The organism is Corynebacterium suranareeae (genome assembly GCF_002355155.1).
Taxonomy (GTDB): domain Bacteria; phylum Actinomycetota; class Actinomycetes; order Mycobacteriales; family Mycobacteriaceae; genus Corynebacterium; species Corynebacterium suranareeae.
The window spans coordinates 2,004,471-2,023,700 of record NZ_AP017369.1; the positions used below are offsets into that span (position 1 = coordinate 2,004,471).

14 protein-coding genes are annotated in these 19,230 nt (G+C 50.8%); 10 read left to right on the forward strand and 4 right to left on the reverse strand.

Going from position 1 to position 19,230, the window contains the following annotated elements:
- Positions 1-46: 46 nt before the first annotated feature.
- The 10 genes from N24_RS09440 to N24_RS09485 all read left to right on the forward strand — a co-directional run bounded on the left by N24_RS09440 (position 47) and on the right by N24_RS09485 (position 9,863).
- A complete protein-coding gene (locus N24_RS09440) occupies positions 47-1,951 on the forward strand; it encodes an ATP-dependent Clp protease ATP-binding subunit (RefSeq protein ID WP_231910957.1) in 1,905 nt (634 codons plus the stop codon).
- A gap of 20 nt (positions 1,952-1,971) precedes the next feature.
- Positions 1,972-2,448: a hypothetical protein gene (locus tag N24_RS09445; RefSeq protein ID WP_096456395.1), complete on the forward strand. Its 477-nt coding sequence runs from the start codon at positions 1,972-1,974 to the stop codon at positions 2,446-2,448.
- A 90-nt stretch (positions 2,449-2,538) separates the two neighbouring features.
- A complete protein-coding gene (locus N24_RS16360) occupies positions 2,539-2,697 on the forward strand; it encodes a hypothetical protein (protein WP_096456397.1) in 159 nt (52 codons plus the stop codon).
- Positions 2,698-2,749: 52 nt separating this feature from the next.
- Positions 2,750-6,595 (forward strand): UvrD-helicase domain-containing protein, encoded by a 3,846-nt coding sequence (locus N24_RS16595; RefSeq protein ID WP_231910959.1) that lies wholly within the window; start codon positions 2,750-2,752, stop codon positions 6,593-6,595.
- A gap of 140 nt (positions 6,596-6,735) precedes the next feature.
- Positions 6,736-7,113 (forward strand): glutaredoxin family protein, encoded by a 378-nt coding sequence (locus N24_RS16600; RefSeq protein ID WP_231910961.1) that lies wholly within the window; start codon positions 6,736-6,738, stop codon positions 7,111-7,113.
- Positions 7,114-7,127: 14 nt separating this feature from the next.
- On the forward strand, positions 7,128-7,508 hold the full coding sequence (locus N24_RS09465) for a hypothetical protein (RefSeq protein WP_096456399.1): 381 nt from the start codon (positions 7,128-7,130) through the stop codon (positions 7,506-7,508).
- A gap of 95 nt (positions 7,509-7,603) precedes the next feature.
- Positions 7,604-8,071 (forward strand): hypothetical protein, encoded by a 468-nt coding sequence (locus N24_RS09470; RefSeq protein ID WP_096456401.1) that lies wholly within the window; start codon positions 7,604-7,606, stop codon positions 8,069-8,071.
- A gap of 36 nt (positions 8,072-8,107) precedes the next feature.
- Positions 8,108-8,365, forward strand: a complete 258-nt coding sequence (locus N24_RS09475) for a hypothetical protein (protein WP_096456403.1) — start codon at positions 8,108-8,110, stop codon at positions 8,363-8,365.
- Complete coding sequence (locus N24_RS09480) at positions 8,365-9,150, forward strand: NUDIX hydrolase (RefSeq protein ID WP_096456405.1); 786 nt, start codon at positions 8,365-8,367, stop codon at positions 9,148-9,150. The genes N24_RS09475 and N24_RS09480 overlap by 1 nt, the downstream gene beginning before the upstream one ends.
- Before the next feature lie 8 nt (positions 9,151-9,158).
- On the forward strand, positions 9,159-9,863 hold the full coding sequence (locus N24_RS09485; protein WP_096456407.1) for a nucleoside/nucleotide kinase family protein: 705 nt from the start codon (positions 9,159-9,161) through the stop codon (positions 9,861-9,863).
- Positions 9,864-9,942: 79 nt separating this feature from the next.
- Here the strand turns inward: N24_RS09485 and N24_RS09490 are convergent, their stop codons facing one another.
- The 4 genes from N24_RS09490 to N24_RS09505 form a co-directional block, all read right to left on the reverse strand.
- Complete coding sequence (locus tag N24_RS09490) at positions 9,943-10,170, reverse strand: hypothetical protein (RefSeq protein WP_096456409.1); 228 nt, start codon at positions 10,168-10,170, stop codon at positions 9,943-9,945.
- A 28-nt stretch (positions 10,171-10,198) separates the two neighbouring features.
- Positions 10,199-12,331, reverse strand: a complete 2,133-nt coding sequence (locus N24_RS09495) for a hypothetical protein (protein ID WP_096456411.1) — start codon at positions 12,329-12,331, stop codon at positions 10,199-10,201.
- 14 nt (positions 12,332-12,345) lie between these two features.
- Entirely contained in the window at positions 12,346-12,579 is a 234-nt protein-coding gene (locus N24_RS09500; protein WP_096456413.1) for a hypothetical protein, read from the reverse strand.
- A 779-nt stretch (positions 12,580-13,358) separates the two neighbouring features.
- Positions 13,359-19,142: a hypothetical protein gene (locus N24_RS09505; protein WP_231910962.1), complete on the reverse strand. Its 5,784-nt coding sequence runs from the start codon at positions 19,140-19,142 to the stop codon at positions 13,359-13,361.
- Positions 19,143-19,230: the final 88 nt, after the last annotated feature.

The following is a 19,230-nucleotide window of genomic DNA, read 5'->3' on the forward strand; positions in this document are numbered from 1 at the left end:
TGCTGATTGCCACACCACCAACCACTACAAGAAAGAACCACCCACCGTGCCTTTTCACGATTTCACTGACCCGAACAACGATCCTGGACAACACAACCCAACTAATCCAACTGCTCAACCAACATCTGCATCCACCCCACATCCATCACAGCACGGCCTTCCCTCCGGTGCCATCATGACTCCTTTCCCTGGTGCTCAACAACAAACCGCACCGGACGAAGAGCCTGGTACCAACCTCAATGACCTTCATAAAGACTCTGATCCAGCACTATATCGTGATGATGTTATTGATCAGACTCTCGCCATTTTGATCAGCAAAAACAAGCCCAACCCACTGCTGGTTGGGCCTGCTGGTACGGGTAAAACCCGTATTGTTGAAGATATTGCGCGGCGACTTGCCAATAATGATCCATCTATTCCCAATCAACTTGTTGGTCACCGTATTCTCGATGTCTCTATTGCAGAGCTTATCTCTGGCACCGGCATTGTTGGTCAACTCGAAGAGCGCATCTTGGACCTTATCAAATACGCAACCGATCCCAGCAACCAAGTCATCATCTTTATTGACGAGATTCACCAAATCGCCGGCGATCAATCCAGTCATGGCGGATCACAAGCCAAGGTCGCGCAGATTCTCAAACCTCATCTTGCCCGTGGCGACCTCCGTGTCATTGGTGCCACCACCACGCAAGAGGCTCGTGACTTCGACCATGACCCTGCACTGAAACGCCGTTTCAGCAGGGTAAACGTCGATGAGTTTAATCGAGATCAGACTCTGACCATTCTTAACGCAGCCCGAGATAGCTACCTACAACATTTCGATAATGCTGTCACGGTATCCGATGATGTGCTGAGTTATGTCTACACTTACTCGGAACAGTTCAATACAAACAGTGTTGCGCAACCAGATGCTGCCCTGACACTACTTGATAAGGCGTTAGCTTCGCTGACCATGGAGAATCAACGTCTGATTAACACTCGCATTATCCCACCGACCCTCAAGTTTCCGATGTCTGAGGAGCATGTGCACACCACCGCACGCGAACTTGCTTTCGGTGCCCAAGTGCCAGCAACCATCAGCACCGACCAAACTCGCGAAAAGCTCACAGCGCTGTTTGGTCAAGATCATATTATTGAGCCAGTACTCACAGCCCTCAAGCGGGAGCAGCTCGGTATTTTCCCGCGTACCAGGCCGTTAAGCTGGGTTTTTGCGGGTTCTTCCGGTGTGGGCAAAACCGAGATGGCCCGTATCCTCTCCCATGCCATCAACGGCGGTGACCCCATCATTATTAACGGGCCTGAATACATCAGTTCAGAATCTATTACCGGACTTATTGGATCGTCCGATGGCTATATTGGCTCAAATTCTAAACGCACCAAACCACTTGACCCGCTGATTTCTAATCCGCACCAAGTTATTGTGCTGGATGAGTTCGAGAAGTCGCACCCTAATTTCAGGCAGCTGTTTATGGCGGCTCTTGATACAGGCTCTATGACAATGGCTAATGGCACAACCTTGAATTTCTCTCAAGCCATTATCATTGCCACCACTAATGCAGCCAGCGATAAAATCGGCCGCAACAGTTTTGGGTTCGACTCAGGTAACGCAGGTGTGCTCGGCTCTGCTCATGCTGCAACCGACCCACGTGCGCAAGAGCGTCTTAAAAAATTGCTTGCCAAAGACTTCCCCGTAGAACTGCTGAATCGTTTTCAAGATGTCTTTGCCTTCAACCGTATTGACGCACACACCTACCGTGAGATTCTTGTTGATCTCTATGCACGTCGCCGCGACGCTGTGCTGCTCAGTCACCCCCATTATGCAGCACAGATCCCCACTGATATTGACGCAAGCGCCCTTGATCAGTTGGTCGAGACCACCTTTATCTCAGATTTTGGTGCACGTCCTGCTGCACGCGCCATCGAAGACTACATCGCATCTTTGTTGATATAACCAACCTTTAGGAGTACATCATGACTGATACCGCTACTCACAACACCTCAAGAGCTCGACCTGAGCTAACTGCTGACCAAGCTGCATTTATTACCGGTTTTTGCGATGCAGCCATTTTCACAGCCATCGTCACAATAGACGACGAACCTATGTTTCTTACCGATGCGTTCTTCTTAGGTCAAGAAACCTATACCGACATTCTTATAGCTCAGCTCCGCAATAACAAAGCCATTGTTAAAGATTGTCTTGAATTCCTCCATGACAATTACGACACAATGAAAAAGCTCATTGACGATGGTTTATGTCCAGATTGGGAACACCACGGTCATGACTTCTTACTCACTCGTGACCATCATGGCGCCGGATTCTGGGATCGTGGCTATGACGAATACGGTGACCGACTCACCGACAATGCCGAAAAATATTCAGAAAATTGCTTCAACTTCTGGATAGAGCCTGATAGTGACCCGCTCAGCATCAGCTACGACTACCGCTAACACCCCTTGACCTTATTTTTCTTTGGTTAAGGGGTGTTATCACCTCACCCCACACACCCATGTCTTTACAACCAAAGAAAACTCACCCACATGTACAAAATTCAGACTTCCTCTCAGCCACTTCATGATGGCTACGACAACTCCAAACTTGATCCCACCAGCCCTTGTTACTGCGACCAAGAGTATGAAGACTACCTCAATGCCGTACTCATGACAGATCATGAATCGCTCTACCCCACTGCTGCATAAAAAACCTGTCTCAACACACATCCATTTTTATATATAAGAAAGCCACATCCCCATGCCTATTATTATTGACAACCTTAATCCTGACGACGACTCCGCTATCGGTGCCGTCACCGAATACAACCCCGACACCGACGCAGATTTGCTTGACGCTATTAACGCCGATGCTGAACTTGACGGTGATACTGCTGCCACCACTGACCCTGCAGAAGAAGAAGGTGCAGGCGCTACAGCCGAGCAGCCAAAGAAGAAAAAGCGTAAAGCCCCTATTCTTAAGTCTAAAGGTCTTACTGCAAAGTTCTTTCACCGTGATCTCACTGGTGTGGGTGGTAAGACAGGTCGCCTCAATAAGAATGTGCACCCAACTAACCCTGATCTGTCTTACCAGCCGGTATCTGATGTCTACACCCCTCAGTCAACTGATCACAAAGGTATTAAGACCCGCTACATCCTTACTCACCCAACCCCTGCTGTCGTCCTCACTGAATCCATCAGCAACGCACTGCATGTCTCCACCCTGCGTCGCAACAACAACGTCAACAACTCTGATGCAGAGTTGGCCGCTTGGCCGTACCTCTACCAGCTCGATATTCCGCAGCTGGACCAAATGATTAATGTCGCTGACATCTGCGGTTACCATTTCCACGGTTACAACCTGTGGGTGGACTTTACCCCGCAGACCATTGCTCTACGCACCGGTAAGACTGTGCTTGATGACGGTACCACCGCATCTGATAACACAACTCATGTCTACTATCGAGTCACTGTGCATGTTATCGCTGGCCAAGATCACGGCTCTACCTTGCTTGATGATCAGGGCACCCAGGTGCTCGATAAGGATGGTAATCCTATTTCTATCCCAAGCATCAAGCGCATTGGTGCTGTCTGCAACCTGTTCGAGGATAACCCGCTAGGATTCGCTAGTGTTAATTCTTTCGCACATGTGGACTTCTCATGGGACCCAGCGACGACCCTGGTAGATATGCTCAACAATCTTGATTCATATCTCTCCAACCACATCAATGTCGCCAGCTCACCCACCCCTATTACGCTGGATATGGCCATGCTTAATGAGTGGTCGGAAAAGTCCTATCACCTATACGAACGCGTTGTTGCGCAGGCGAAACTCATTAACAGCAACAAGATCACCAACCATGTCAGCGATGTCATTAAACAAAATGCCCGCGATATTTTGTGGCTCACCCAGCAACTGACCCCCACTATCACCGACATCAACGAGGTGCCTATCTCCAAGAAGGCAATGCTGCCGATGTCTCGTCAGCTGCGCATTTTGGAGCATTACGATGTACCGTTGACCGCGTATTCTTCCCTGTTCTGGACTGTCAGTGCCATCAAGAATGAATCCATGGTTCAGTACCTCGTGCGACAGAATATGCAGCTAACCTTGAGCTCCAACCTGGATGCACTCAACTCGATTGTCTCCCAGCTACCTGTGCCAGATGAGAATGTTGTGGCTGCTTCTGGTTACCAGATTCAACCACATTTCTCCACGCAGCAACGTGAAGCCATCACCACTGATAATCCGCTCGCGATTATTCAGGCCGGCGCCGGTACCGGCAAATCTACAGTGATTCTGGAACGCATTGAGTACTTGTGCGCTGCAGGTACCAACCCGGAAGAAATCGCTGTGCTGTCGTTTACTAACGCTGCCGCAGATAACATCACGGCAAAAAATGACAAGGTAACTTCCATGACCATCTCCAAGATGGTTCACGAGATTTACGCACACAATTTCCCTGATCATGAGATCTCCACCATTGACACCATTATCAACACCCTTGATATTGAGTATGGCGATCAGATGGTGACCTCTGATTACATGATTCAGCTTCGTGACCTGCTCTATAAGGTCATGACCCAAGGCGGTAATGCCAACCTGACCGCATTGAGTATTTTCATGGAATCTCATATTGAGGCTTTCATTTCTGTACTCAGCCAGATTAAGCAGACCTCGCTGGAACTGGAAATAATCATCTGCTACCTGCTCTTGGACAAGCTGGTCGAGCCTCATGCATCTCCGAAGTACCTCATTATTGATGAGGTACAGGACAACTCGGTCTTCGAGTTCGTCTTCGCACTTCGTTTTGCAGCTAAGCACAACACGAGCCTGTACCTTGTCGGTGACTCATCACAGACCTTGTATGAGTTCCGTTCTGCTAACCCTAAGGCCCTGAACTCCCTGGAAGCGTCTGGTGTTTTCGGTACCTACCGTTTGACCACCAATTACCGTTCCAACCAGGAGATTCTGGACTTCGCTAATATCCACCTCTCCGATATTGAGGCTAACCAGTTCGCTGGTATCCAGCTCTACGCCAACTCTTTTGATGCACCTACTGCAGACAGCTTCAAAGAAAAGGTTGAACTAGACATGCACCATGTGTCTAAGCAATCTGAGTTTACCGACAGCATTCCTTATTTCATGCAGTCCAATAAGGATCGCTTTGACTCGGCCATTCTCAACAATGAGCAGACCATCGTGCTCGCGCACTCCGGTCGCGAGATCCGTGCAGCGCAGCAAGCTCTCGCTGAAATGTATCCCAACATCACTGTGCGCAACTTGCAGTCCGATAAGGGCTTCAACAACACAGTGTTCTCGACCTTTATTAAGGATTTCTGGTTTGAGGTCACCGCTGTTGACCCAGCTCATGCCGCATTTACGTTCACGAGCCAGGTCACTGCGCACCTAGATAAGCTCGTGCGCGGAAAACGTGAGCAAATGGAGGGTCGCGTCATCAAGGCTATGGCTACATGGTGGCGTGAAAATGAGCGTGATATTCAGGGTTGGGTGCAGCAAACTCAGTCCGGCATGATCACCCATGACGAATTCTTCTATCGTCTTCGCCAGTGCATTCTTGACTACGAAATCAGAAATAACCGCGCTCGACAGTCCATGCTTAATGCACGTAACAATGCCAATAAGGAGGCTGTCGCACAGGAAAAGCCACTACTCATGGTCTCCACCATCCACAGTGCTAAAGGTCTGGAATTCGATAATGTCATCGTGCTTCAAAAACCAAGCTCCGATGCAGAGATGACCGAAGAAGGTAAGCGCGCCACCTATGTGGCTCTAACCCGTGCAAAAAAGCGTGAACTCATTATTGCTGGTTCTACTCGCGCATTCCCACGCATCGTCACCGACTATGAGCAGATCGTTGATCTTCTCGAAGAGCGCGACGCCGAACGCAAGATCAAGGAAGAAGAAGCTGCAGCGCTTGCCCTCCTTGAGGCTGAACAGGAAGCGCGTGCTCTTGCTGTTGCTGAATCTCAGGCTCAAGCACTGTTGCTCGACAACAATCCCTGGTTGCGTGGTCTCAGCGATGAGGAAGTCACCGCACTGGTCGATCAAGAAATCGTCAACAATGCTGAAGCTGCGCTACAGATCGAAGAAGAGGAGGAAGCTCGCGAACTCGAAGCCGCAGAACCAGCAATTCAGCAGTACTTGTCGCAATTCGCTTTCGATTCGTTCTCGGAAGAGGATGCTGCTCTGCCGGCTCAGTCACCTGTACCAGCTGCAGCCACCGACTCAGTGGCACCGCAGCCTGTACTCCACCCAGCTATCCCGACCCATGTGAATGTTCAGACAAGCACTGCTCCGGTAGCACCAACTGTTACCGAGCTTGAGGCACCTATCAATGAGGGGCCAGTAACTCAGCCGACTTCTCTTCCAGAGATCACTGAGCCAGCTGTAGCGGTTGAGCCAACCATGCCAGTTGATGTTGCACCACAACCTCAGCTAGGTGACAACCTTGTCTACAGCACCTCTACCCCCAATTGTCACAGTGACGTTTCTGCAGTGAACTCTGATGCGTCAGAAAACGCTGCTGTTAACCCAGTCGTGTCCGATATTGAAGCACTTCGTGCAATTTTTAACAAGCAGTAATAAAACACACGAAGCTGTTTCATGCACCACCCCAAGAACCCCGTTGCAGCACCGACATATCTCTATGTTCGCTGTAACGGGGTTCTTGCGCTCGACCTTTAGTACTCACCTTTTCCTTGATTGGTTTCCACTACACACCCATGACCCCTATTACTACCACCAACACCCCGCTGTATTCAGCACTACTCCATACTCGTATCTCTGATGCGGAATTGTTGACACCAACAACAACTGTGCACGAAATTCTCGTCTACGGTCCAGCAGATTGCCCAGGGTGTACAGCGACACTTGATTTCTTTGCTCGCAAAAACATGCCGGCCACAAAAGTCACTGTGGCTGCCGGTGATGTAGCACATACCTACATCACTCAAGACTTAGGCTATCTCCAAGCGCCAGTGGTCACTATACGTGTCAGCCCCCCAAAGACTGACCACGACAACGAACACAACACCCAGATCCTGCACTGGGCCGGCGTTAATCGCTACCTCATGCAGGCACTCTCCCGTACTCATTTCTAGAAAGGTTTTCCATCATGTCTGAATCTACTTCTTCCACTAACTCCACCGCCATCCTCAACGACACCTTCAACCCGAAGCCTGGCGTACCTTATGCACGCGTCGAAGATCACGAGTTTGCCACGCGTGACGAATTCCGCGCTTGGGCTTCCAAGGAAATGGCAGCCGGCAACGTTTTCTCTGCAACCATCGCCAACGCTCCACGTGAAGACCGCATCAAGTCTTTTGTCATGGACCTTGTTCGCGACGGTATTGACGATGCTGCTGAAGAAATTGTCTCACGTATTGATTGTGGCGACTTCACTATGAAGGAGGCTCTCACCGCGATCACGGCATCAATCAACGACCTCGACGCTGAGGATGTTGTCAGCGACATCGTTAACGACCACTTCAGTTAATCCCTCCCCCCACACCCTCACAAAGAGCGTCGAAGCAATCTACGCTTCGACGCTCTTTTTTTTCGCTGCCTATATAAGAAAAGGACGACACCACCATGATTGAACATAATCTGTGGTTCAACAACATCACCAACCTTGCCTCTAAAAAAGAAGCAGCTGATAAATCCGGTATTCCAGTTCTCGAACTATATGACCAACTTGATGATGGGATTCTCCCCGAAAAGACTGTCATCGCTCTTGCACGTGCTTATGACCTCTCGCCTGTTGAAGCTCTTCTGCACACCGGCTACCTCTCTGAAGAAGAGACCTCCAGCATTACAGAGGACACCACCCCAGATTCAGCTGACGACTACCCCACCTGGGCACTCAACTCGCACCTTGACCACAGCATTCTCGAAGCTTTTGGCGACATCGCTGAAGAAGTAAACAGCGGACGAGTTTCTCGCGACAACGCCATAGAACAGATTAATGCATGGCTTGACGAGCTTCCAGGCAGCCTATTTAGCAATCTCCGCAGCACTAAAGCAGGCTACCTCGAACTGTTCGAGACCTATCTCGACTAAACCCAACCAGCACAACAGTAAGGAGAACCCTCACCCATGTCCTTTAAGCACCTCTATGACGAGACACCAGAAATGGTCATGTATTGCTCCGGGCCGCTGTGTGATGCAGAACTAGAGCATGACCGTGATGGGTGGACATGCCTTGAATGCGGCACCTTTTGGGTTGATGTCGTCAACGGTGAACGTGCCCAAGAGGATACACCCGATGATGAGCTAGAAGGATTACCTGTATATGACCTTTACGGCACCCACCTCTACAATCACCATGAACACCCAGAAAGTGCAGAATTATAATGACCGCACCTAACTCCCACCGTGTACCACGCCTGGCCTCCACGGTCATTATTGCCCGCGAGTCTGCTGACTCAAGCACTCTAGAATTCTTTATCCAGCAGCGACAATCCACTATGGCTTATGCAGCAAGCGCTGTTGTCTTCCCCGGTGGTGGTGTTGAATACAGCGATTACCCATATATTTTACCCCACCAAGACGCGCATATGACTCGCGAACAGATCGAACATCATGCGTACAGACTCCACATCGACCCGGAGACCATGGCGGCGCACATTACTGCTGCACGCCGTGAAGTATGGGAAGAAACAGGCGTCGATCTCGATAATTACGCCCATGAGCTGATCCCTCTTGATCGCTGGATCACACCGGACATTCCTGCTTTTAGGCGCCGTTACGACACCGCCACCTTCGTGCTCGTCCCCAAAGACAGCAGTGATACAGAAGACAACGCCCTACAACCCCGACACCAAACAACCGAAGCAACCCACTCTTATTGGGCAACTGCAGCTGACCTACTATCACAGTGGTCGAACGCAGAGCTCAACCTGTTGTTGCCGACATGGTGGCACATCAACCAACTGAGTCACTTCCGCACGCTAGACCAGCTCTATAGCTTCGCCCAACATGCTCATAATCCACAGCACACCCCGCCAACGGTGTTTTCTAACTGGGTTGTGCCCGCTAATGCGACCACCATGCAGCACTATGGATTCCCTGATCCAGCCATCTACTTTGACCATGCCACCATCGCAGGAAAACACCACAAAATCCCCTCAAGAAAGTAGGTCTCACCATGACTTTTGCAGAACTTACCGCACCGCGCACCATCATCGCTTTTAATGGCCGTGCCGAATCTGGCAAAGATACCGCAGCACAATATCTCACCAATATGCACAGTTTTCACCGCATTGCCTTTGCCGATGGTATCCGTGACGCACTCTATGCACTCAACCCACTCGTCTGTGTGGAACAGGCTGTTACCACGGATTCAGCCATCTATGACCGCGTTGCCACAGTCGTAGACAAGCTCGGATGGGATAGTGCCAAACAACTTCCTGAAATCCGTGCACTCATGCAGCGCATTGGTACCGAGGCCGGTTGGCGTATTCACGGCGAGCATCTCTGGATCAACCTTGCCGTCAAAAAGATTAACGAGCTACCAGCTGGAAAGGCAGTTGTCATCACTGACCTGCGGTTCCCCAATGAAATTGAGTGGTTGAACAACCTCAAGGACAACCCACTGAACACCGTGCAGACCATCAAAGTCATCCGACCAGATCATGAATCGACCTTGACTGCAGGCTCATTCGGTACTGCCTCACATATTTCAGAGAGCTTTAATCTCGCTACCGATGTTACGCTCCGCAACGACGGCTCCATTGACGATTTACATACACAACTGGCTGATGTTCTGAGCACCTCACCACAACCGGTGCTCTCTCGTAACACCCCTGTACCAAAACACAACGCACCGGCTCCAACCACTGATGCCGTATAAATAACCCCCGTATCAAGATCGCTGCACTCACGCAGACCTTGGTACGGGGGTTATTTTTTAATTAACTACAGCTCACACTTTAACCAAAGCTAAAGCCATCATTCTGCTGCTGCACTTGAGCTTCTTCCTGGATAACTGGCTGCTCTTCCTGGTTCATAGCCTGGTAACGCTGACGCATTCGCAGCTGCTGATCAACAGAGTTCAGTACGCCGTTAGCATCCATACCACCCTCGCCAAGTCGAACCTGAGTCTTGGGTACACCCATAAGCTCTTGGGTGTCGCGGTTAGTGGGATCTGGAGTCGTCATAATGAATCCTTCTTTCTATCGTTTTATATTAGTAGCCGTACTGCGAATCATTGGTTTTTGCTTCAGTCTCACGAACATACGCCTCATAAGGATTCGCAGGTCGATCCTCTGGCAGATTGGATTCACGGAAATCATGAACGGTCATATCCAACTGTGCTGCCTGATTAAGCTGTGCCGCTTGTACACGACGGCGAGCTGCCAATTCTCGACCTGATCCACGACTCTCCTGAGGTCGAACCATAGCATCAGTATACTCGCTCGACGTGTCTTTTTCCATAGTTATGGATTTAACAAAAGCATCCGCATCCTGCCCAAACGTCTGCCCATGCTTGCGCACAAACTTATCCAAAATCACTGGGTGATCGCGCTGCATCACCTTCTCAGCCTGATCCATCGCCCACACCTGAACTTCCTTGACCTGCTCAGTAGTCATCGCAGTCTGGTTGCCATCATCCTGCAGAACCTTAATGGCAGCCTGTGTACGCTGCGCCATAGCAATCTGACGCACCCGAGAAGCACTGCGTCCGCGTGTATCAAAATCAGGCAACAGTTTCTTCGCAGAGGCAAGACCGCTTTCTGAGACATCAGTAGCCGTCATAAAGCCAGCAACCACATCACGAACACCATCGGAACCATGCTGCTCACCAGCCACGCGCATCTCTGTCGCCAAGGTCGCAGCCAGATTGTCCGCGAAATTCTGTACATTACCCATCGGCTCACGAACGCTGAACCAGCCGGCATTTTTGCTCAAGCCTGCACCATCAGGAAACTGCCATGTCGGTGTCTTAGAGGTCACCATGCCACGTCGTTGTTCACCCAGACGCACGGTGCCAAAAGCCGTCTCATTAAACCGGGCAGCATAGCCTGGATCGCGCTCCATACGACGACCCACAATATCGCGGGCAGCGCCATAAATATCCTTCGACTTCAGGCCATGCTCTTCGCCCTGTTTGACCACCATGTCAATATCTTCTGCCACCTGTGCAGAGACATCGCTCGCATCCACTATCGCTTGACCATCCGCATCTACTTCCCGCATCGCCTCATATGCTTGATCAGATAGCCGCACCACAGTCTGCGCAGCAGAATTCACACTCATGGGGATTCGTTCACGGTTGCTAATAATCGCTGTTTTCTGCTGTATAAACGCATCAGAGAGCGACTTCGCTTCCTTCTCCGTCTTATCCCGCGTCAGCTTTGACTTCCAAAAATCTTTGGATACATATTTCGACAACTTAGTGTCTTTAGCCTGTTCCAGATCCTTGTTGATCTTGCGCTTCATATCCACATTGACACCGGTCATACGCGGACTCATACACCACATCACCGCAGCGGTCGTACATGCCGCCATCACAGTCTGGGTGTTGACACCTTTGCGTAGTGGCCCCATCGCAGCCTGTGCCATCTCTTGTGCAAAGTTATCATGAGCTGCATTGATCTTCCGCCTACGAGCAGCTGCATCTTTGGCATCCCGTGCTAGGTACGGATTATCACTTTTTGGTGGCTTCGCATACTTCTTTTCCGCTGCCTTGCGTTCCTTTTTGGCAATATCAATAGGGTCAAGACTCTGCGCATGGACTTCGCGCATATGTAGTTGCCCATCCACACCAGAAAGGTCAGCTTCATTATCGACCGCCTCTTGTGCACCACTGAGAGGCACACCAGCATCATCGACTAGTCGATCGCCATCGCTACGATCATCTTGCCCAGCACGCACCCAATGACTGGTATCAAATTCTTCAACGTCATTGAGATCATCAAAATCAGACGAAGCTGATTCACCAAAAATACTGCGCTGCTCACCGCCATCAACCTCATAGCTCTGTGTTATCTCAGATGGGTGAAGCTTTCGCCGAGGCAGCACATCACGCAGTGTTTCTGGTTCTGCAGGCTCACCATAAGCAACAGACTGTTGCTCCACACCAATAATAGAAGCCAAGTCGCTGCTACTCATGACATTTTTAGTTGGGTCATGCAGCTGCCCCAACGTCTTAGGCCGGGTTAATGACTGGGCCGAAGGTTCCTCGACACTAACCTCTTCTACCTGTTCACGCACCTGCGCACTTGCTTGTGTAGCAAGACTGATCTCTGCCTCTACGACCGCCTGGGCACGCCGAGCAACCTGCTCTTCTCGTACCTTATTGTTCTCATTCCCAGCCACTGTTCCCACACTCCTTAAAAGTCCATATCGTCAAACTGATTATTCTGAGCTGCTGCGCCTGTGCGTTCAAAGCGTCGCAACAATTCTGCGGCACCCATCCGTGCTGTTCGCACATGCGCCGGCACAGCAGCAGCTACTTCTTTGTCTGGTAGAGGTGACACAGGCTGCGCTGCAACCTCCGCCACGGGGTCAGAGACAACTACCTCACGTGCAACAGATCGACTCTGCTGTCGTGGTGTACTTTTCATGCTCTGACCCCGCGTTCCTTTTCTGCTGAAATCTACTGCCATTGTTTAGAGCTCAAACCCGCCATCCTGTTGTTGTGGTGGTTCCTGTTGGTTGTAACGGCTTGTATCAAATCGACCCATAAACTGATTGTTTGCACCACCGTTAGTAAATGGGTTTCCTGTACCTGGCTTCGGTGCAACCGGTGTAGGTGGAACAGAATTTTGTGGTACCGGATTATGCACAGGTGGAATATTCTGCTGCTGAGGCACAGCCGGTTGTTGCGCCCCCATTGCAGGTCCCTGATGTCCATAATTCCCGATTTTTCCACCCTGGTCGAATGGCTGACCAACGCCCCGGAAGTCCGTCTGAGCAGGTGAAACAGGCTGCTGTACTACAGGTGTAGCTGGTACCTCAGGTTGAGCTACAGGCGAGGTGGTAGGCAGCTGTTCATAATCAAACTGCCCAACTGCAACCCCAGATACCTCTGCTACATCAGCCACCGGTGCCGGCACCGCAGCTCCCGCACCGACCAACGCTGGTACACGCCGCTCAATACGGAAACCAGAGCGTTGCTGGACCCGCTCAAAGCTCGCCAATGACTGCTGTGCAGAGATCGACTGAATCTCTACATCAGGGATACCAAAACGTGCTGCATCCTCCATTGCCTTGATATTGGCTCGCACCACACGAGGAGCAAAGTCATAGGCATCACCGTCGTAGATGTTGACCTGCTGCTTTGCCATCTCACACAACAAATCAAAGCGATTCTTCTTATCGCCATAGGCAAGCTGATCAAGTGCTAGTGGCTTAATCTCAGTCGGCAGCTCATCGTGGCTGAGCACACGCATATAGCCCTGCTCATCAGAGAATTCTTCCGCGATCTTCTCCACCTGGTCAACGCCAACAGAAACACCCATGCCCTTGTCATCGGCGTACATCTCCATGTACTGCTGTACCCATTCATCCTTGGTGGCCTGAATAGGCTGGTGGTTGTCATCCTTGACCACCTCCCATTCATAGCGACCTTGCTCATTCTCGCTTCGACGCATCTTGTGACCTTGATAAAGATCACCCACGGGCCCATGAGAGTTTCTGCACGGTACAACGCATCAATGGGGTCATGCTTTGCCTGCAGAATTGACTGTTGCGCTGGTGCAGATGCAGCCATTGCTTCCTTGGTCAGACCTAGGTTGCGGCACAATGCCACCATTTCCTGTTCTTTTTTACCAGCCACACCGGTAAAGAGCACCTTGATGGCAGTTGCTTTCTGGGAACCCTCATAGTGGCTACGCAGTGCTTGCGCTGTTGGTTGACCTATATCCTTAAAGCCCTGCTCAGGGTCAGCGCCGATATAGGTGGCATATTCCTTCAGCTTGCCTGGTGAACCTTTCGCGCCCGTTTCAAAGCACTGTGCAACAGAAGACATATGGTTTTCCATGCCGTCAAAACGCAGGGTCACCAAACCATCACGGTTGGCAAAAGCCTGTGCATAGTGCTCGTTGAGATCATCCATGTGTGCACGGTTGACCTCTAGTAATTCTTCACGGCTAATCTCGCCGGCCTCGTACTCACGCTGGTAGCGGTTAAGCTCAGAGACAATGACCTTCATGTTCTCAGCCATTGCTGGATCATGATGCTGCGCTACCTGCACATCGAGACTGTCATGCAAGGTCAGCCCATAGAACATCGAGCCGTCCTCCATGCGCTTACCATCACCAAGATCGAGCATATTTGCCTCAACAGTCAGCCTCGACAGTGCTTCCTCATGCGCCTTTTTCGGCAGATTGCCGACTAGACCCACAGAGTCACCATCGAAGTCACCGTCAAAACTCTTCACCGACACTGGGTTAACTGCCACACCATGTAAATCTTCATTGATGACAACTCGCAAATAGCGCACACCACCATCGCGGATCACCGGATCACGCCACACCATCGCATAACCATTATCGAGGACACCCAACTCTCGTGCCATCGAAGAGTTCATGGCTACTTCATCAACTGCCAGGCGTGGGTCGCCTGTCCACACAGCAGTAGCGGAGTGTGACTGGCGTGCCGACATGAAGCCATCTTTGAACAGATTGTTCTTGGTCTCAATGCGGCTGGCAACAATATCATTAGCAATCCCGTCAAAGCTTGCCTGCACCTTTTTCTGTGCCTGATCGACAAACTTCTGTGACTCGCTCAGTCGCTTTTCCGCAGCACGGGGTAACGTGCCATGCTCAGCTTCCTCCTGGCGCAATGCATCAATCTTGGCTTGCTCTTCTGCCAACTTGTAGCACGTATCAAAAATGGACATGTATCGCGTGGTGTACTCATGTCGAGAGGTACTACCGTCCGCTAAATCTTCATCACTACGCAGATGCGGGCTGAGCAATGGCAGCTGATACATGCCTGGATTGTTGGGTGATTCTTCCAGCTGTGCGCCATTGCGCAGCTGCAGCTGAAAGGGAATCTCCATGACGCCACCTGCACGACTGATCTGCTCAACAAAAGCTTCTCGCACCTGTGCGCGATTAACACGATCGTTCAGGTTGCCGCCCTCATCGTAAATGCTCGGCATTTCGATGACATTGCGCTGCTCATTAGACTCACTGAGTCCCTCACGCAATTCACCATAGGGGGTGACATCAAGACCCGTGACCCGCAGATATTCCTGGAAGTTAGACAACGCAGAGACGTTGGTGCCATAAAAGTGCTCCATAATTTCATGGCATTCCTGAGCTTGGAGCACCCACGCTAGCTGTGAGGACGCTTTACGCCCCTGACCTTCACGAACAGCGTCTTCGTCATACACATTGGTTTTCGCATCAACAGCCATATGCGTGACGATGAAGTTGAGATCGCCAGATGCACCCGGCTGCACACGAGTAGAACCGTCATTGTTCCTAAACGTCACATCCTGTGGATCATTCATGAGCTCACGTGCCGTACCACCATTAAAACGAGAAATGGCAGAAAACGGACTCATGACAACCTCTAGATCGGGGTTGTCGCGGAAAAACGCCACCTCTGATTCCAGCCCTGCAGCACGTGCATCAGCATCACTCATCGCTGGATCAACAACAAGAGCGATCACGCCCTTATTACCGTGGAAGTCAGACAACTTATCACCGGCTACCAGTGGTCGCATCTTATCTTCCGTGTCGCGAATAACATGGGTATTCGCAAAATCAGCAGAGACAATAATGCCGTCTTCAAAATTCCAACCATGAAGCTGCGTCATAGCCGTACGTGCACCACCCGTAACAGCACTAGCCTGCATGATGTTCGAAAACGTCATGTTCTGACGATCATGGGGGTCAAAGCCCATCGCCCACGCCTCAGGATGTGCTGCAACAGGTACTCGATCAGCCGGGTCACCAGGGGTAATCATGCCATCAGCACCCACCTGCGCAGAGGGCAGCAAATAGCGTACTGAGCCCTGGTTTGCCGCCATACCGGTCATCATGGGATCAAAGAACCCTGCGCCGGCATCAACATCAAGCACAGAAATATTGCGCCCACCAGTCAGCACCAGTGCGTCACGAGAGTTATCGTTACGCGCATCAAAACCACGCTGCTGTGCCCGAATATCCTCCATCACATTGGCGCCATCACGAATTGAGTTGTCGTAACGCACACGCAAACTCGCAGTCTCAAGCAACGCAGCGCGCCACTCATCGCTCAAACCTTCTTCAGCACTACGCTCGAAAAAGTCCACTGGGAAGCGATTGTCATACAGTCGCTTATACGCACTGTTGATGCTGGTTGTAGCACCCACTCGGGAGCGTTCAGTAAACATCAAATCTTCTCGCACACGGTATGCTAACGCCTCTGACATCACCTGCTCATAGCCTTTGAGCTTGGTACGCTCTTCTAAACTCTTTGTCTCACTGGGTTTTTGTGGTACCACAGATGCGGTGTAACCAGGGGCGAACATATAGTTCTCGCTACCATTAAATTTGGTGACAATTTCACCATGCTCACCGCGAGTAAAAATCTGACCGATCTCGCCTTGCACATGGCGGGTGCGCTCACCGCGAACCTGCCCCTTACTATCTGTGACACGACTATCTTTCGCACCGACACGTCGCTGCGCAGACCACCGGACCACGCCGTTGTCATCAACAGCAATATCAACCACATCAGCACCGTTGCGAGAAATAGTCTCGGCAATAACGGTGCCGAATCGAGCCAACTGCGGGTCAAGATCCGGGTTGTTAATCATCTTCTGCGCAGTCTCAGGGTTAAATTTGAGCAGCTGCTGATTAATAACGTCATTATAAAATTCATCACCGCGCAGCTCATCGCCAGTAATCGAAGTTGCTCGCAACGCCGCGATAATATCGTCATGGTTTGACCACAAAGATTTAGCACTCGGCATGTGCTTCGCCACCGCCACCGGATCAAAACGCAAACCGGTAACCGGATCAGGCTCCACCGTTCCGACATAATCGTCAAGAACAAGTGCTGCGTGCGCACGCACACGATCCTCAACAGACGCAGCATTCATTGCTGAGGTCATCGCAGCGATCTGCTCATAATCACCATCGCGAATTGCAGCCATATAGTCGTCGCGATTGACACCAGGATTAAGCAGGTCGGTCTCTTCTCCACGCAGCATCGCCCAATAGTCCTGCTTTATCGCCATGAGCACATCGTCACCGGCAAAAGTTGGCGTGAAATCAGGATCTTCCGCATACTGTGCAGAAAGCGCAATCAGTTCTTCAACGCCAAGCTCCTCAGCCACACGTGCACGGGTGAGGGCAACACTGTCACTGAGCCATTTCAAGCCACTGTCCTCATCATCAAACCACTTTCCGGGACCAGCACCTCGATCACGTGCATCCTGAGCGATCGAAAGTCCTTCGCGCACCATAAAAGAGGAACGATTCTTAGTGAAATACGCATCCTGTGCCTGCTCCAACGCACGTGGATGGCGTTCATTAGGTACACCAACAAGACCCTTACCATCCTGTCGTTCAACCTCCCGACCGAGAGCAAATTTCACAAGATCGACAACTTCTGCCGGACTTGGCTCATAATCGGTAGCCGGTGTCCACGTTCCATCACCATTCTCCATGCGCTCACGAGCTCGCAGACGTTCTTCCGCTGTTTGTTCGGCGGAATACTTAATCACAGTGCCAGAATCATAGACACGACCCACCCACTGTTCATTGGCGCGAGTATCAGTGAGGCGAATATCAATACGGGTGCCCTCAATACGCACTTTGAGCTGCCCCGGCTCACGATCTGGCTCGATCCTAAAATCCACACCCTCATCGGACAGGTAGGTCAAAATAGCTTCCGAGCGTGCAATACCCTCGTCGGACATGACTTTATTGGGGTCAATTTTTTGGCTCGCAACATCTGCTGTATCAATCAACCCAGCACGCAACCAGGATGCTGCAGCTCGATATTCTTTCGCCGTCATAAACTGCCCAATATTAGGCAGTCGCATCTGGTCATTCTCGGTGATGGTACGCCAGGCAATAGCTTCGCCATTGACCCATTGAGTCAGCGGTCGCACACCACCTTTAGTGTCATCTTCTCGGTGAGTGCCCTCATAGACGTCATTATCCTGCAGATGAATGGTTGCTAGATCAAGATCCCTAATCATGCCAACGCTGTCCTCGGACAGCGACAGCAGCTTGGTTCCATGCACACGAACTACTTCACGGTCTGACCAGCGTGGATCATAAGGCGAAATAGGTAAACGACGACCACCCAGATCAGGACCCTCAGGCAAACCATTAGGTCCAATTGCAGCGCCGACCATCTTGTCGAAACGATGACGCAATGCCTGATAGCCCTTTGAGCTTTCACCATCGCGAGCAATCGCATTAAACATAGGTGCTGCGTGAGGCGCTACCTCAGCAAAGGCAGCATTGACAGAGGCGAAAAATGCCTGAGTACTCCCCCGCTGCTCTACTGGTTCGTAGGCTGCGAGATGCTCATCAACAAGCGCTCGGATCGCACGGCCATCAGAAGCACTAAGCTGCGACACCCCAGCATTAACGTGTGTACCCCAGGTACCAAACATCTCGACACCTTCATAGAAGGCGTATTCCTGAAAATAACTCTCCATCGGATCAATGTCAGGTAGCCCAGCACTTTCTGACTGACGGGCTGATTCTTGTGCAGACACCTGTTCTGCCTGCGCAGTAGCTTGGTCGCGTTCCTGGAAGATAGCTGCTTGTTCTTGTGCACGCTGTTCAGCTTCAACCTGTGCTTGTAACTGCTGCTGCACCAGCACATCATGTGATGTCTTAATAGAGATATAAGACTTTGAGTTAAGTATGTTTTGTCGTGTCACACCAGCAAACTGTGGTCGGTGCACACCGCCATGAGCTTGAGCATCAGCAGCAAAGGCATCATCGAAAGACGCAAACATGATGGCGCCATAGGTCGCTTCATCATTAAGGTCTAAGCCTTTATTATTTGCTGCGTGCTGGTTCGCAAAGGCACGTGCCAACTGATAGATACGCGCGGCATCCTGATCGCCCAGTGGAGACTTACCCCAGTGATCTTTTTGACCCCACTCTGAGCGCGCCATCTCAAGCGATCGCTCAAAAGCGTGTCGAAATAAAGTTTTGGACATAATAAAGTCCTCCCTTTTCTTTATTCTTTTGTCATATCACTAGTGGATATGCGGATGTGTGTTATTACATCCATAATCATACTCTAAA